Origin of the sequence: Paenibacillus sp. OK003 (genome assembly GCF_900109515.1) — a bacterium.
GTDB classification, from domain to species: domain Bacteria; phylum Bacillota; class Bacilli; order Paenibacillales; family Paenibacillaceae; genus Paenibacillus; species Paenibacillus marchantiae.
Genome location: NZ_FOBD01000014.1, coordinates 86,586 through 102,627, shown reverse-complemented (window position 1 = coordinate 102,627; position 16,042 = coordinate 86,586). Strand labels below are relative to the sequence as shown.

Annotated in this window: 11 protein-coding genes and 3 pseudogenes; 6 read left to right on the top strand and 8 right to left on the bottom strand. The window is 46.9% G+C overall.

What is annotated here, in order from left to right; translation table 11 throughout:
• Positions 1 to 163: 163 nt before the first annotated feature.
• Positions 164 to 733, top strand: a complete 570-nt coding sequence (locus BMW94_RS21290; protein WP_091000924.1) for a TetR/AcrR family transcriptional regulator — start codon at positions 164 to 166, stop codon at positions 731 to 733.
• Positions 734 to 1,157: 424 nt separating this feature from the next.
• The gene (locus tag BMW94_RS21285) at positions 1,158 to 3,257 is read left to right on the top strand and encodes a beta-propeller fold lactonase family protein (protein ID WP_254790319.1); all 2,100 of its coding nucleotides are present in this window, start codon (positions 1,158 to 1,160) and stop codon (positions 3,255 to 3,257) included.
• 366 nt (positions 3,258 to 3,623) lie between these two features.
• On the opposite strand, the pseudogene BMW94_RS21280 reads toward BMW94_RS21285, so the two are convergent.
• A pseudogene (locus BMW94_RS21280) lies at positions 3,624 to 3,770 on the bottom strand (5-methyltetrahydropteroyltriglutamate--homocysteine methyltransferase); the annotation flags it as partial.
• A gap of 103 nt (positions 3,771 to 3,873) precedes the next feature.
• A pseudogene (locus BMW94_RS30975) lies at positions 3,874 to 3,972 on the bottom strand (DNA alkylation repair protein); the annotation flags it as partial.
• Positions 3,973 to 4,258: 286 nt separating this feature from the next.
• Here BMW94_RS30975 and BMW94_RS21275 point away from each other — a divergent pair.
• Positions 4,259 to 5,422, top strand: a complete 1,164-nt coding sequence (locus BMW94_RS21275) for a glycoside hydrolase family 27 protein (protein WP_091000922.1) — start codon at positions 4,259 to 4,261, stop codon at positions 5,420 to 5,422.
• 164 nt (positions 5,423 to 5,586) lie between these two features.
• Here the strand turns inward: BMW94_RS21275 and BMW94_RS21265 are convergent, their stop codons facing one another.
• Positions 5,587 to 6,438 carry an AraC family transcriptional regulator gene (locus BMW94_RS21265; protein ID WP_091000920.1) on the bottom strand — a complete coding sequence of 284 codons (852 nt, stop codon included), beginning with the start codon at positions 6,436 to 6,438 and terminating at the stop codon, positions 5,587 to 5,589.
• A 207-nt stretch (positions 6,439 to 6,645) separates the two neighbouring features.
• Here BMW94_RS21265 and BMW94_RS21260 point away from each other — a divergent pair, with 207 nt between their 5' ends.
• Positions 6,646 to 8,172: a carboxylesterase/lipase family protein gene (locus tag BMW94_RS21260; RefSeq protein WP_254790321.1), complete on the top strand. Its 1,527-nt coding sequence runs from the start codon at positions 6,646 to 6,648 to the stop codon at positions 8,170 to 8,172.
• A 544-nt stretch (positions 8,173 to 8,716) separates the two neighbouring features.
• On the opposite strand, the gene BMW94_RS21255 is transcribed toward BMW94_RS21260, so the two are convergent.
• Positions 8,717 to 9,277 (bottom strand): DUF4256 domain-containing protein, encoded by a 561-nt coding sequence (locus BMW94_RS21255; RefSeq protein WP_091000991.1) that lies wholly within the window; start codon positions 9,275 to 9,277, stop codon positions 8,717 to 8,719.
• Positions 9,278 to 9,833: 556 nt separating this feature from the next.
• On the opposite strand from BMW94_RS21255, the pseudogene BMW94_RS21245 reads away from it, so the two are divergent.
• Positions 9,834 to 10,110: pseudogene (locus BMW94_RS21245) on the top strand (GNAT family N-acetyltransferase); the annotation flags it as partial.
• A gap of 195 nt (positions 10,111 to 10,305) precedes the next feature.
• On the opposite strand, the gene BMW94_RS21240 reads toward BMW94_RS21245, so the two are convergent.
• From BMW94_RS21240 to BMW94_RS21230, 3 genes are all read right to left on the bottom strand, one after another.
• Positions 10,306 to 11,472: a cobalamin-independent methionine synthase II family protein gene (locus BMW94_RS21240; RefSeq protein ID WP_091000918.1), complete on the bottom strand. Its 1,167-nt coding sequence runs from the start codon at positions 11,470 to 11,472 to the stop codon at positions 10,306 to 10,308.
• Positions 11,473 to 11,713: 241 nt separating this feature from the next.
• Positions 11,714 to 12,283: an SF0329 family protein gene (locus BMW94_RS21235; RefSeq protein ID WP_091000917.1), complete on the bottom strand. Its 570-nt coding sequence runs from the start codon at positions 12,281 to 12,283 to the stop codon at positions 11,714 to 11,716.
• A 15-nt stretch (positions 12,284 to 12,298) separates the two neighbouring features.
• A complete protein-coding gene (locus BMW94_RS21230) occupies positions 12,299 to 13,285 on the bottom strand; it encodes a tRNA dihydrouridine synthase (protein WP_091000916.1) in 987 nt (328 codons plus the stop codon).
• Positions 13,286 to 13,685: 400 nt separating this feature from the next.
• Between BMW94_RS21230 and BMW94_RS21225 the strand changes: the two genes are divergently transcribed.
• Entirely contained in the window at positions 13,686 to 13,892 is a 207-nt protein-coding gene (locus tag BMW94_RS21225) for a DUF2536 family protein (protein WP_091000915.1), read from the top strand.
• A gap of 158 nt (positions 13,893 to 14,050) precedes the next feature.
• Here BMW94_RS21225 and BMW94_RS21220 read toward each other — a convergent pair whose 3' ends face one another.
• Complete coding sequence (locus tag BMW94_RS21220) at positions 14,051 to 15,904, bottom strand: sugar-binding protein (protein ID WP_217648194.1); 1,854 nt, start codon at positions 15,902 to 15,904, stop codon at positions 14,051 to 14,053.
• Positions 15,905 to 16,042: the final 138 nt, after the last annotated feature.

Sequence of the window (16,042 nt, the reverse complement as noted above, 5' to 3'; positions counted from 1 at the left end):
TGATGACCGTAATATATTATAACCATCATATTTTAAGATCGTCAACAACCGTATTTGGCCCTTTTGTAAAGCAACAGATATTCCGTCGCCAAATTGACAGGCTTTATTATGATGACTATAATATTTTAAAAAGCAGAATGATGAAGCTATGGAGTGAATGATCATGCCCTATCCCAAAGGCCATAAAATAAAAGTACGAGGTAAAATTGTTGAGAGTGCGGCTCGGGCTTTTCGTACCAATGGTATTCAGGACGTCAGTGTACCGTTCATTATGAAGGGAGCCGGATTGACTCATGGAGGGTTTTATTCACACTTTGACAACAAGGAACAGTTGGTCGCCGAAGCCTGTGAATATGCCATTAGCGATACCATCGCACTTCTTCAGAAAGTCGCGGATCAGGAAGAGCAGAACCCCAAAATTAATACAGTCATCGATTATTATCTCAGTCCCTATCACCGCGACAAAACGGAAATGAGCTGCATTTTCCCTGCCCTTTCCGGTGAAATATCCCGCTCCTCCGAAGAGGTTCGGCAGGTATTCACTCATGAACTGGAGCGGATGATCACTTTTATCTCCAATCTGGCAGATATGGATGTATCCAAAAGTCGTGCCCTGTTTAGTACATTAGTCGGCTCGCTTGTTCTTGCACGCTCTGTTAATGATCCAGAATTGAGCGACAGCTTTCTCGCGGCGGGCAGGCAGCAAGCCAAAGAAATGGTTATGAAAGGTTAAAAATAAAACTTTCGCAGACCTTGCAGGGCATACAGCCTTGGATGCTGTTTGATTTTAAATATTCTAGGCTGAAAGCATACAAAAACACGCCAGTAACGGCGTGTTTTCATTTTTATTCAAACCAAGGAACTACCTGTGAGCTGTCACGTTTTAGTTTGGATAATGCACCAAAGATAGTTAGCATGAACTCCCCTGTGCTGTAATTAATTTCAGACGATTCTAAAATTTATCATAATTGATCCAGTCACTCTAAGTAGCTTCGCATATAGTATACAAAAAAAACATTATATGGTGCGTTTTGGTTTATAACTGATCGTTCAGTTGCTAAGCACAAGATCGTTTAAGTATGGGTACAACAGTCTCTAGTGAGGGAGTAGATTCCACAACCAAATGATAGGGAGCATAACGATAGGAGAAAGGAGAGATGGAAATGGCATTACTTTCAACAGGCCCCATTGAAAATAATATTTCAATGGACACCGGTATAAGACCAACTCAAACTGTGACCGTGAAGATAGACAACCCCGATTCGGTTAATGTGTTCAGCGTTCTCCTGTTAGGTTATTACTTGGATGGTGTCAGAACATTGTATGTAGAAGAGCTTTTTAATGTTCTGCCTAATCAAGTAATTACAAAGGATTATAACGCAAACTTTGATGGTTTTGAATTTACATTTTCAACAGCAGATTTGGCAGCAGCTGAAGCACAAATTTCCGTCTGGGGCAAAAATTTGGAAGGAGACCTGATTGCAGCCCATCGACTTGTCTCGAATGAGTTATTGGGAGCTCTCGGAGCTACCGGGGTTACTGGAGCTACCGGCGTTACCGGAGCCACAGGAGTCACCGGCGTTACCGGAGCCACAGGAGCCACCGGCGTTACTGGAGCCACAGGAGTCACCGGCGTTACCGGAGCCACAGGAGTCATCGGAGATACTGGCGCTACCGGGGTCACCGGGGTCACCGGCGTTACCGGAGCCACAGGAGTCACCGGCGTTACCGGAGCCACAGGAGCCACAGGAGCCACAGGAGCCACAGGAGTCATCGGAGATACTGGCGCTACCGGGGTCACCGGCGTTACTGGGGCTACCGGAGATACTGGCGTTACTGGCGCTACCGGGGCTACCGGCGTTACTGGAGCTACCGGGGATACCGGAGCTACAGGGGTTACTGGCGCTACCGGCGTTACCGGGGTCACCGGAGATACTGGCGCTACCGGCGTCACCGGAGCTACTGGGGCTACCGGCGTTACTGGAGCTACCGGGGATACCGGAGCTACAGGGGTTACTGGCGCTACCGGGGATACCGGAGCTACAGGGGTTACTGGCGCTACCGGCGTTACTGGGGTCACCGGAGATACTGGCGCTACCGGCGTCACCGGAGCTACTGGGGCTACCGGCGTTACTGGAGCTACCGGGGATACCGGAGCTACAGGGGTTACTGGCGCTACCGGCGTTACTGGGGTCACCGGAGATACTGGCGCTACCGGCGTCACCGGAGCTACTGGGGCTACCGGCGTTACTGGAGCTACCGGGGATACCGGAGCTACAGGGGTTACTGGCGCTACCGGCGTTACTGGGGTCACCGGAGATACTGGCGCTACCGGCGTCACCGGAGCTACTGGGGCTACGGAAGTGACTCCTTCCAATCAAATTTACGTTTCGAATAATGGAAGTTCCGATGTCTCTGTCATTGACGGAAGTACAAATGCTGTCACAGCGACTATTCCAGTAGATAATGGACCAGCGGGTGTTGGAGTGAATCCTAACACAAACCTAATCTACGTCGCGAATTCTGGAAGTAACAGCGTCTCCGTTATTAGCATACTTTCCAATACTGTCACAGCCACTGTTCCAGTAGGTTCTACGCCAGTGGGTGTAGGGATAAATCCTAATACCAACCTGATATATGTGAGTAACGAAGGCAGTGACAATGTCTCTGTTATTGACGGACTTACCAATACCGTCATAGCCACAGTTACAGCAGGCTCCGTGCCAGATGGTATAGGGGTAAATCCCACCACCAACCAAATTTATGTGGCAAATGCCGGCAGCAGCTCTGTCTCTGTCATTGACGGGTTTACCAATACGGTTGTTGCCACCATTCCAGTCGGTGCTACCCCTCAATTTGGAGTAGGCGTGAATGCGATCACTAATTTGATTTATGTTGCAAATAATGGAAGTTCCGATGTCTCCGTCATTGACGGAACAACGAACACTGTGACAGCCACTGTTCCAGTAGGTTCTGGAGCACAAGGTGTAAGTGTAAATTCAAATACCAACCTGATTTACGTGACCAGTGATTCAGGTAATAATGTCTCTGTTATTAATGGAAATACCAATACCGTCATTACAACCATTGCCGTAGGTGCTTCTTCGTTTGGAGTAGGAGTAAATCCTCTTACAAATGCCATTTATGTGGCAAACAGTGGCAGTGATAACGTATCCGTTATCAGTGGTAATACGAATACCGTCATAGCAACCGTCACAGTTGACTCTTCTCCGTTTGGTATAGGAATACTTCCTTGATTAGAACGATAAGTCATCGATTCGATTCGCCATACCATGCAATAAACACAAGGATTGTACCTCAAGCAGCAGCCAGGTTGGATTAATCCAATCTGGCTGCTGTTTATTTGAGAAATTAAAGAAACTACAGGCACACATTCAACATTCATGTGCTTTTCAGCTATTCCTGCTTTTGAAACGGGGCAAGACGCTACATAAATAGAGAGGCCTCGCGGGTCCATTGCTGGCACCACGAGGCCTCTCTTTTAGCTCAAGATTTGCTATTCAAAATTTAGTTTTCCCAGTATTGCTTGGCAATCTTTTGATTTTGATCAATCTTCGCCCACTGCTCAGCTTCGCTTAGTTCGTTACCGCCATCGCAGGATGCAAGCAATCATCGAATTGCAGGATTTTACCGCCTACCGCAGCGAATTCTTCCACAAATTCCTTATATGCCTTCACAAGACCCGCTTTGGGCTCCTGAATGTTCTGATAAACAGCGTCAGTACCGCCGATATTATCGGACCAGGAGAGCACTTCAGTACAATTGGTTTCCTCGCGTGCCAACATACAGCATAACATCACCTGGGCCGGCTCCTCTGCTGGAGCCTGAAATCTCAACTCAAACCATTTCTGATCCAAAAAGCAGCTCGTGTGCTCCATTAAACATGTACATTTTTTTCGTTCGTTCTTTACCCTGCGTCTCCAGCTCTTGCATCACTTCATCCAGATTCACTTCGCATCACCGATCATAGCACCTATGCCATCGTTTCGCACAGGCACCTGAAAGGATATAACTTCTTGGCGAGTAGGCACTTCTCCTTTCTCCTTTCTTATTTTTATTCTGACAACATTCTGAATACCTTGCACTTGTCTAAAGCGGAAAAACTGATTCCACCAGCACAGCAGAGCATCATTTGTCCATGTCCAAGCAACGTCAAGCTATGGCAGAAAACAGCGCTCATCGTTTATGTTCAGTTTAGTACTGATAACGAAAATGAAAAGAGGAAGGATGCGAGATCATGAGCAACAATCAAGTGTTAGGCTTTGCCCCCGCCCTGGGCTGGAATTCGTGGAATACGTTTACGTGGGATATTAACGAACAGTTAATTCGGGATGTCGCTGATGTGTTCGTATCAGAAGGTTATCTGGCTGCTGGCTACGAGTATATTGTCATTGATGATTGCTGGAGCCTGAAAGAACGGGATGCGAGTGGCAATCTCGTAGCAGATCCCGAGAAATTCCCAAGCGGAATGAGAGCGCTCGCCGACTATATTCATGGCAAAGGACTAAAGTTCGGCATGTATTCATGCGTTGGCACGCATACTTGTGCCGGGTATCCAGGCAGCTTTGAGCATGAATTCCAGGATGCCGCGCTTTTTGCCGAGTGGGGCGTTGATTATTTGAAGTATGATTACTGCTTCAAGCCGCGACATATCTCAGGCGAGCTGCTGTACAAACGGATGAGCCTTGCGCTCAAAAACTGCGGACGTGATATCCTGTTCTCCGCCTGCAACTGGGGAGCCGACGATGTCTACGACTGGATTCGGGAATCGGGCGCTCATATGTACCGCTCCACCGGCGATATCCGTGACAATTGGGATTCAGTGAAGGAACTTGCCCTGTCTCAATTGGGAAAACAAAGCTACACCGGCTCCTTCTGCCATAACGACATGGATATGCTGATTGTAGGTATGTACGGTGGAAGCAACAATGATTATATTGGCAGCATCGGGGGATGCAACGACATCGAATATAAAACCCACTTCTCCCTCTGGTCCATGATGGGTTCCCCATTAATGATCGGATGTGACGTGCGCAAGGCTAACCAGATCACAAAAGATATTCTCCTGAATCCTGACCTGCTTGCCATCAATCAGGATGTAGAGGCGCGCGGAGCTTACCGCATTAAGCCAGAGCCGCAGTGGTTTCACACAGACGATGTATTTATGCTCGTGAAAGTGCTGACAGACGGCGATCTGGCCATCGGTTTCTTCAATCTGAGCGATAGCCAGCGGGAATTGTCTTTGCAATTTTGGGATATGGGTCTGCCTTACGCTGCCGGTTATGCCTTGTCCATGTACGATTGCTGGGAGCATAAGGAACTGGGCGTGTTCCGTGAACGCTTCGCTCCTGTTGTCGCAGCACATGATTGCCTCATTGTCCGGGCCAAGCTGGTGAAGTAGATGGCCAGCAACCGCCTGTGCCAGTCCTGTCAGGTTCCGCTTGCGGCGGACGATGTGGCCATCTACCTGAAGCTGGTATCGCGCTCTGCCCAACAATTTTCATGTATCGACTGCCTCGGCAATAAGCTGAATTGTGGACGCGATCCCATTGAAAAGCTGATTCGTTATTTCCGGGAATCCGGCAACTGTGCTTTGTTCCGCTGATGCTCGGTCAGTTCCGCATGCAGCATCATGTACGCTGATGGCGTATGTGATGTTGCTTTCTTGAATACTTTGGAGAAATATAACGGATCATTGTAGCCTACCGAATAGGCGACCGACTGAATGGGCAAGCCCGACGTCTTGAGCAATTCGCAGGCACGCCGAATCCGGTAGGATGTAATATACTCCAACACAGACTTGCCGGTAGCTCCCTTAAACCGTCGAAACAAATAGCTGCGCTCCAGATTGACTGCCTTTACGATTTCCGTGACGGTCAGGGCTGGCTTCCAGTAGTGCTGCTCAATGTACTTTCTGGCCAGCCAGACATAATCCTTGGTGTCCATCTGCGGCTCCTTCGGATAATATTCCATGTAATAGGAGAGCAGCAGACGTAAACGAGCATCCGCCCGCAGCATTTCGCAGAGTGATACGCCCGCGTTCCACGCCAGATGAAAAAAGGGCTGCAGCGTCTCCGGCGCCTTCGTCAGTACGGGTTGCACTTCTGAAAGCTGAGTCAGCTCCAGCAGCTGCCCGGCGTCAGCTCCGCTGAACTCCACCCAGACATACTCCCACGGATCGTACGCGTCCGGGTAATAGTAGATCTCTTTTTGCGGGAAAATGATGAAGCTTTCTCCCGCACCCAGACGAAAAACGTCGCCGCCCGTCTCCAGCGTCCCTTGGCCGCGAATAATATAGTGCAGCGCATACACGTCACGTACTCCTGGCCCCCATTGGTGAAGGTTAGCTGGCTTGTGACCGCCGCTGATAAAATACAAATGACTGGCTCTGCTGCTCTCTTGCCAAATCGGATTCAACCTTGATTCCCCCATTTCTGAAGACGCCCTGTTCTGGCATTCGGTGTACCTATTTACTATCGTTTGGTACTGGAAACATCGCTGCAAGTTGCTTATTATGGAAATAGAGGGCATCATGCCCACATAATTGTAAGCGCATCCACACGTCTTTGATCGGCATAATTGATATACGCTAAATCCAGAGAGGAGAATGTTGTGTTGCTTAGAATGGTAACGGTAGAACACGGACAAGTGCAAGGACTGCCCGCAGCGGACCCGCGTATTACCAGCTTTAAGGGAATCCCTTTTGCCGCACCTCCTGTAGGTGAGAATCGCTGGCGCGCTCCGCAGCCGCAGTCCAACTGGGATGGCACTCTGAAAGCTTTTGATTTTGCCCCCACCTCCATGCAAGCCAAAACAGTCATAGACGATAACAACATCTATACCCGCGAATGGGCCGTTGATCCGGATCTGCCTATGGACGAGGACTGTCTGTATCTGAACGTCTGGACACCCGCCAAACGAACAGATGAGAAACTGCCTGTCTTTGTCTGGTATTTTGGGGGAGGCCTTCAGGTCGGGAACACTGCCGAAATGGAATTTGATGGAGAGCGAATTGCCCGCAGAGGCATTGTCGTCGTCACAATTAACTATCGTCTGAATGCCTTCGGCTTCCTTTGTCACCCCGAGATCAGTGCCGAATCTCCACATGCACCGGCCAACTTCGGACATCTCGATCAGCAAGCAGGTACCCAGTGGGTCAAACGCAACATTGCCGCCTTTGGCGGTGATCCTGACCAGATCACAATTGGTGGGCAGTCGGCAGGCGGAGGAAGTGTGCTCAGCCAGATGACCTCTCCACAAAATAAAGGCTTGTTCCATCGAGCCGTCATCATGAGCGGCATCGCTACCGAGCTGTACCCGAAGGTCCGCGTGCCTGCGGTCCGCACCACACTGCGGGATGCAGAGCAGGAAGGCGTTGAATTTTTCCGCTTCCTTGGCGTATCCTCTCTGGCTGAGGCCAGACAACTGGATGCCGAATATCTGCGTGACAAAGCCCTGGAATACAAAGGCTTCTGGGGAACCGTCATCGACGATCAATTCTGCGCAGGTGATCCATTTACCCGCTTTATTCAGCAGGAACGCGAGCCGATCCCCGTGATGCTGGGGCATACCTCTTCCGAATTTTGGACCCGTCCCGCTGCAGACAATCTGGATGAACTGAAGCAGATGGCTGTAGAGCTTTTCGGCGAGGATGCTCCTGTCTTTTTGCAGCTATGCGAGGCCGATACAGGTCAATTCGAGCATGCCCTGCAACAAGCTTCTGTCCGCATGATCCAGCATGCCATCTTGCTCGCCATCCGTGCGAATAGCGGTCATCCATCTGAAACGCCGCTCTACTATTACAACTTCAACGCCGAGATTCCTGGCTGGGACCAGCCTGGTACCTTCCACTCTGTCGATCTGTGGTTTTTCTTCGAAACTCTCGCCAAATGCTGGCGCCCTTTCGTGGGTAAACATTATGATCTGGCCCGCCAGATGTGCAATTATTTGTCCAATTTTATTGCTACCGGTGACCCGAACGGCCCAGATGCCACCGGAAATCTGATGCCTCATTGGATTCCTTGCACCACTGCTCAGCCGTATCTCATGGAATTCGGGGATCAGTCTCAATTACATCAGGCTGAGCCCGGACCGATGCTCGCGTTTCTGATTGAACACTATTTCAAGAAGCAGAGTGTACCTGTTGTTTAAGACATGAAACCTGTCTTTTCATAAAATATGTATGGGCCATGCTGACGCATGGCTCTTTTTACAGTGTGATGGTTGAGCCATTTTTTCATTCGCCTGTTTGCGCGCCTTTCCCACCATTGAGTTATACAGACTTCTGTAAACGCTCTCGATTTACAAATGCGATTGGAGACACACCTTCCAACGATGTGAATATTCTTGTGAAATGATATTTTGAAAAACCTGAAACGTCAGCCAACATTCAAGGTTGAGCTTTTGATGACTATTTTGCCTAATATATTGGATCACTCTATCCATTCTATCTTTATATTCACTATTCATGTGTTGAACCCCTCAATTAATCTATGTATTATGAAATACCAAAATTATACACTCAGTATATCCGAACAGGATACTTTACAGGTACTTCGGTTGCATAAATTTTCTATAGAGTACTACTGCTTTATTCGTATACGTATCCATGCCCAAAACAAAAAAGCTCAAGTCGGCATACCACTTGAGCTTAAAACATAGGTAGATATTATTTAGGTTTAGTGGGCTTAACAATCTAGACCTTTAACGATCCGCGAAATCCTCTTGCACCATAGTAAGATTCTGCTCCATTGTGGTAGACAAACACCGTATCATAGCGACGATCGCAAAAAATGGCCCCGCCCCGTTTTCTAATATTAGCGGGTGTTGTCACCCAACTCGACGATTTCAAATCATAATTTCCCAGCTTCTGCAGCTCCCGGTACTGCTCTTCTGTTAAAAGCTCAATGCCCATGTCCGCTGCCATTCCAACCGCACTATTCTGTGGTTTATGCTCTTTCCTTGACTCCAGCGCTTCACGGTCATAACAGACACTTCTCCGTCCCTTGGGACTTTCCGCTGAACAATCCACAAAAGTATATTCGTCTGCCTTGCTGTCATAATGCACAACATCCGGTTCGCCGCCAGTCCTCTCCATTTCATGGAGTGACCACAGTTTTTCAGGTTGAGCCTCAAATTTGGCTTCCAGGCTGGCCCATTCCATACCTGGATGACGGTTCATGTTTTTTTCAAAACGGGCTTTCAAGGTGGTGAGCAGTCCCTCGCGTTGTTCTGGCGATAACTCCCTCTCATCCATTGGGCTTGTTGTCATCTATATTTCTCCCTTCAATAGGTTGTTTCTTTGTTAGATGTTATAAAGTCAGATATCCCAGAAGTGTTATCCGCTTCTTCTGTCTTCTCCTTGCCCCGATAAACATAATATCTCCGTAGTAAAGCCTTTATCCTCGAAACGAGTTCTGTATAGGAGAAGGGTTTGGACAAAAAGTCATCACTGCCTGAGGAAAAGGCCAATTGTTTGTCCGAATCCTGCGTTTTCGCCGTGAGAAACAGGATCGATGCGCTTGTTTTTTCACGAATCTACAGACACGACTTAAGCGCCTATTGCCTACGACCAGCAAACACCATCGACTTAAGAATTCTTCAGATCGTGGTTGCACCTATTCCAGGAGAAGTTGTACAACTCGCAGGCAGATATATTTACGGTACAGCCAATGGTTCATAGTATACAACTGTAGGTTTGATATTAGGCTCAGCGATTGCTTTTTACTTCAAGCGTTTCATCGGTCGTAATTTCGTGTCGCGCCTGTTACAGAAAAAAGAGTATAAGTGGATGTCCTTCATTCATGATGAGAAGATTTGAAGGGAAAGGGTACGCCGGTGAAAGCGCCAATGCTTTCATCGAGCGTCTCTTTATGGAACAGGGAATTAGAAGGCTGTACGCCTACGTCGAGGATGATAACTTCCGTTCCCAGAAGCTGTGTGAGAAGCTGGGCATGCGCCGGGAAGGTCTTTTTTTTGGAGTTCATTTCATTTGTCAAAAATGAGGACGGCACGCCGAAATACGAGAATACGTATCAATATGCTTTGTTGAAAAAGGAATGGCTGGCACAGCGTGAACAGCAGAAATAAAGAAGCAAGCCTCATCATTAGTTTAAAAAAGTTATAGCAATGAGAACATATCCATACGCAGCGTTCCAACACCAAACAAATACGGCGGCTTCTCCCTGAACGAATTCCAGAGGAAAAGTCGCCGTTTTATTATCGTACAGAACACTCTTGAACGGGCAATGCGTTTATACGGTCACAACACATTCAACTTGAAACCTAGACGGTGCTGCCCCAGTATTGCTTGGCGATCTTCTGCCCCTGATCGATCTTCGCCCACTGCTCAGCTTCACTTAGTTCATTACCGCCATCGCAGGATGCAAAGCCGCATTGGTGCGAAAGCAACAGGCGATCCTTATCAATGATTTTGGAGGCTTCGTCCAGCAAACGTATTACGCGCTCTTCATCATCAAGTGTATTGGTCTTAGATGACAACAACCCTAATACGATTTCCGTTTCCGGTCTGTCCTTGAAAACCTCCAAGGCTTCGATAGAACCCGCACGATCATCATCCCACTCCAGGAAGAAACGATCATATTTCAACTGCTTCAGGAACAGATTAGCGATTTTCGCGTAAGATCCGCCGCCCATATTGCGAGAATCATAGTTACCGCGGCAGTTGTGTGTCCACATTTTCAAGCCAAGGCTATGACCGAAGTCAATCACTGTATTGTTAATATCAATGAATTCGGTGGCGAGACCCTGTACTTCCTCTTGCTTAATATGCTCCCCTGTAAACGGAGAGTTTGGGTTGTCGTCTGCAAAAAGCTCCCACAAGCAATCATCGAATTGCAGGATTTTGCCGCCTACCGAAGCGAATTCCTCCACAAATTCCTTATACGCCTTCACCAGGCCCGCTTTGAGCTCCTGATTGTTCTGATAAACAGCGTCCGTACCACCGATATTATCCGACCAGGAGAGTTCTCCAAATATATGGGATGGCGACGGAACGCAAAGTTTCGTTTGCTGGTCACCCGCCGTGTCTTGCAGTTGTTTGAACAGTTGAATGAAATGATGATTTTTACCGCTCAATTCGCCAGTTATGCGCAGGCCAATATCTTTACGTGTTTCATATTTTGAAGAGCCATCCACATCACGGAAAAAATAGCCATGGTCTGCGATATAACGCTCAACTCCACCGAAGCCCCACACAAAATCCAGATGCCACATCGATTTGGAGAACTCGCCATCTGTAATAATCGACAGGTCATGCTCGATTTCCTTTTTCACCACTTGTTTGATGGCCTCAGTCTCACATTTCTCATAACCTTCAAAGCTTTCATAGAATGGATATTGGATATCATCACGATGTTCAATTTGCGTTTTATATGTCAGCAGCTCTTCAGGACGCAACAAACTTCCTACGATCTGGAACTTATCAGTCATGTCAAAAACCCCCTCGTTGTATACCATTATCATATCATGCAGAACGAGGTTGGCTGAGATACTTAAATGCCATAACTAGTTATAGTTAAAAGCTATAGCAGAAAAAAAATAGAACAATAAAAAAGTAGACTTTCCAATATTTCGAAGGTTGAAGTCTACTTGGTCATATCTTCTCTTGTTAGGCTAATGTTCATTAGGACACCCTTGATACAGGGTGCCCGTCATTGAAATTTATTAATTTTCACAACGTTCTACGTCGCAACTCATAAAAATACTGCACAGCTGGATGCTTTAACTTGATCTGCTCAGACATATTTAGAATTCGCTTTTTGCCAACTCGTCTGTCTATCAAAGCCAGAATATTCAACAAGATATCGTTGCTCTCCAGATTATCCTCTATCGAAGTAGATAAAAACGTAGTCGCTACAATAGTAAAATTCGATTTACTTAATACGGCCTGCGCAGAAAGGAGCTCTTTGGCATGCCCTGAGCTTTTTCTGCTTCTTGCTATGACTTGAAGACGATCCTCTGGAACGGTCCCTTTGGTTTCTTTTCTGACGGCTTCAATCTCTTCATGGCTCACAGGAATCATGGTCTCCGGGTCGTTCTTGATCTCCTGCTCCGTCTGATACCATCGGATTGGGGTTGTTGTATCACTCATGTTGAGTACATTCTTTTTATCTACAGTAATATAACAATTGCCTGATTTATCAGGTAAATAACGGTAGCTGGTTGCCCTGTATTCGACCGTTCCAACTAACGTGGGACTAAGGAAACTCTCCAGTTGCTGCTTCAATTTACTCCAGGACATATGACCTCCTGTATTCTATTCATTTTCCTCTGCCCCATCATGCTCCTTACTAACAAATTCATCGAGCAATTCGCGTACTCTAGTCGTTGTTTTGGCGTTCATCAAGCTGTTTCTCAGCTCACTTGCCCCGCGGAATCCACGGACATAGATTTTGAAAAAGCGGGCCAGCGGGCTGAACGAACGCGGTTCAAGCTCTGAATATTGATCATGCAAGTCCAGATGCAGTCGCAGCAAATGAAGGTACTCCTCCGTGGTATGCTCCCTTGGGTCCTTTTCAAAAGCAAACGGATTCTGGAAAATGCCTCGTCCAATCATAATGCCATCCACACCATACTGCTCGACGAGTTGGAGTCCGGTCGCGCGGTCAGGGATATCCCCGTTAATGGTCAGCAGCGTATTCGGCGCAATCTCGTCCCGAAGTTTCTTGATCTCCGGGATCAGCTCCCAGTGCGCATCGACCTTACTCATTTCCTCTCTTGTACGCAGATGAATGGACAGATTCACAATGTCTTGCTGCAATATATGAGTCAGCCAGTCGCGCCATTCGTCCACTTCGGTGAACCCGAGGCGAGTTTTGACACTGACGGGCAAGCCACCGGCTTTGGCCGCCTGAATAATCTCCGCTGCAAGCGCAGGACGGCAGATCAGACCGCTTCCTTTTCCATTCTCCGCCACATTGGCGACAGGACAGCCCATATTAATATCAATACCTTTAAAGCCTTCCTTCGCCATCCCGATGCTCATCTCGCGGAAGAACTCCGGCTTGTCTCCCCAGATATGGGCCACAATCGGCTGTTCATCTGCTGTAAACGTCAACCGCCCGCGGACACTTTTGTTCCCCTCCGGGTGACAGTAACTCTCTGTATTCGCAAACTCCGTAAAAAACACATCCGGTCTGCCCGCTTCACTTACGATATGACGAAACACAACATCCGTCACATCTTCCATGGGTGCCAGTATAAAAAATGGCCGTGGTAAATCAAGCCAAAAATTTTCTTTCATATTAGAAACTCCTCTATATATAGCAGGACAATCTTTGTCCTCATTAATAGTAAAAAATCGTAAGCCATACATCTGCAATCGTATCATTTACATTAGCAGATTCGTTGCAATTTACATTTTGATGTCCTTGCTTCTTCTTCACTTATACCTTTTCTCCATTGATCACTCCACCAATTTTACCACGTCTTTAGTTGATTTTCAGCACGGGTTTATTCGTGATTAATTGAAGCATAACTTTACCTTCTCGTTTTTGGCCCCCCAGTATAGAAATTAGACCGCCTCCATCGTTTTAAAGGATCGCTTCGTTTATTCTTGCCGAACCGGACAAGCTCCTCTACAATAAAAGCTCAGCAGGCTTTTGCACCTGCAAATCGTGACATGGAGGAGGCCTGAAACAAACATGGAAATTTCACTCGATATTATCAAAGACAAAGTCGAATGCCTGCAGGCTTATGACTTCCGGGAACTGGAACGAGCGATCGAAGAACGAATCGGAATGAACAAAGCGCTGTTGCTGCGGGTGAAGCAGGTTCAGCATCAAGTGACGTTCGACCCTCTTCGCAACAAGATGTTATATAGTGCAGTTGTGCATTTTTCTGCAGATTGATGAAAGAGGTTTTTTACTTTGTTAGAGCAACATGCGGTTGTACTCATCCACATATGGTAGAGGTATACACAAGAAATGGACGCAAAATCATTTGCGTCCACTTTTCATACCAAATTCAGTTATCTCATACACATAGATTCCATGGATCTCAAATTAACCTATTGAAATAGATCCGGTAAGATGTCATAAATATACTGGTTCACCCAAGACCAAGCATGCGTGCCGCCGTCAGCTACGATAAAGTAGAAATTTCCTTTTGTCAGATCCGATGAATAGACGAAGGTATTTGTGAATTGCTTCATGGCATCAATCTGAGGTTTCAAGTTAGGGTAAGCGGTATCCGCACTGCCTGTAGCACTGAATACGTAGAAATCCTTCGGTCCGTATCCGGCATCTTTTGCAGCCTTGGCCAGGTATTCTGCCGTTTCCACCGGTTTACTGCCTCCACCTGTTTGGCCCACGACCCAGCTGTCACCACTTAATGGCATAAAGTACTTGAAATAATCAAGCCCATTTATAAAAGTATACCAGGTCGTTACGGAACCCATGGAGAACCCGCCGAAGGCCCGGTGTGCTCTGGCTGCTTTCAAGTCATCCCGACTTGCCGACTCGGTATAGGTGTTAAATTCGGTTTCCACTAAGGGAAGCACAATATTAATCAGTTCCTCGTGGAATGTAGCCGTGTCATTGGTCCCACCATAGAAGGAAGGTGTCACCACAATAAGAGGCTCGATATCCCCTTTTGCAATCATGTTATCTATGATGATCTTCAACTCTTTACTCTGGCCAGGACCGCCGAAGATCGTATCCACATTCTCTCCGCCGCCGTGCATCAGATACAAAACATTATATTTCTTCGTTTTATCCGAGGAGTCATATCCGTAAGGAAGATAAACATTCACTCTCTTGTCGTCCATTCCGTTCACTAAATTAGGTGCTTTGTACGTTACACTCTGGATCGTCCCCGGTTTTTCGCTCTGCACGCGATATTCATTGGGAACCGCTTCGAAATATTTCTCGTTTGCCGCTTCATCTGTCATTTCCAATTTTCCGATTGCATTTTGCAAAGCAGTATACTGTTGATCGATTTGTTCTTGAGTGATCTTATGATTGTCCAGAACGTGCTCGGAGACAACTTTCATCATGGCCTCTTGTACGACATTTGCATTTTTATACAGATTAAAATCCATCTTGATCGTATGCTTGACCAAATTCAAAAGATTATAAGGATTCACACCGCTGATATCCCCCTTGCTCTTGCCGGTAAGCAGAACCTCTCCAAACTTCCCTGTATCATTCCAGGCGGTGCCTGTTGAGTCGAAAACATTAATGGTCCCGATTCGCTCCGATCCCTTCGCATCATTCACCTGCAGCTCGATGCCCATCACTTTTCCGTTTTCCGGTTTCGATTGGTGTGCGATCCTTGTTTCAACGACATATCCGCCCTGCACCTTTTTCGCAGATGAATAGATCTGCTCGGGTTTGCCGTTATCAATAGACTGGAAGTTCTCATAATTTACCCGATAATGCAAATCGTCCACACCATACTCTTGTGTCTTGTTATTGTTTTCATCAAGGAATACTTCCACGGAATCCTGCATATACGGTGTTACAGATTGTGCCGATAAGTCTTTGTCCTTAACTTCTGCAAGAATATAGAGTGCATGATCATCCCATAAAGCCTTAAATTCTACCGAAGTGTCGAGGTTGTCTGACACATGTTTAGGTGTAACCGCTTTAGCTTTGCTCCACACTTTATCGTTATTACCGTCAATAACTGGCGATCCAAATTGGGCCACCATTCTTCCGTTAGCATCGAACCCGTTTTGGTCATAAGAGACCTTTCCCGGTTCTGGGGATGGTATTTTGGATGCGTTATTTACAACAATCTTGGTGTGATGCATAGGCGCTGCTGAAACAGGAGACCGGAAACCGAAACCACTTGTACATACCAAAGGTATAACAGCCATGGTAACCAAAATAGGCTTTAACCACATTCTTGTTCTAGTCATCTGAATATCTCCTCCTCAGTCATCTATCTATCTCATCAAACGTTGTACCGATCCGCCAATTCATAAAAAGTACTTCCATTCATAGCAAAGGAGAGCTGATATAGCTGGGCCACGGTTCGCCTGTCTAAATAGAAGAAC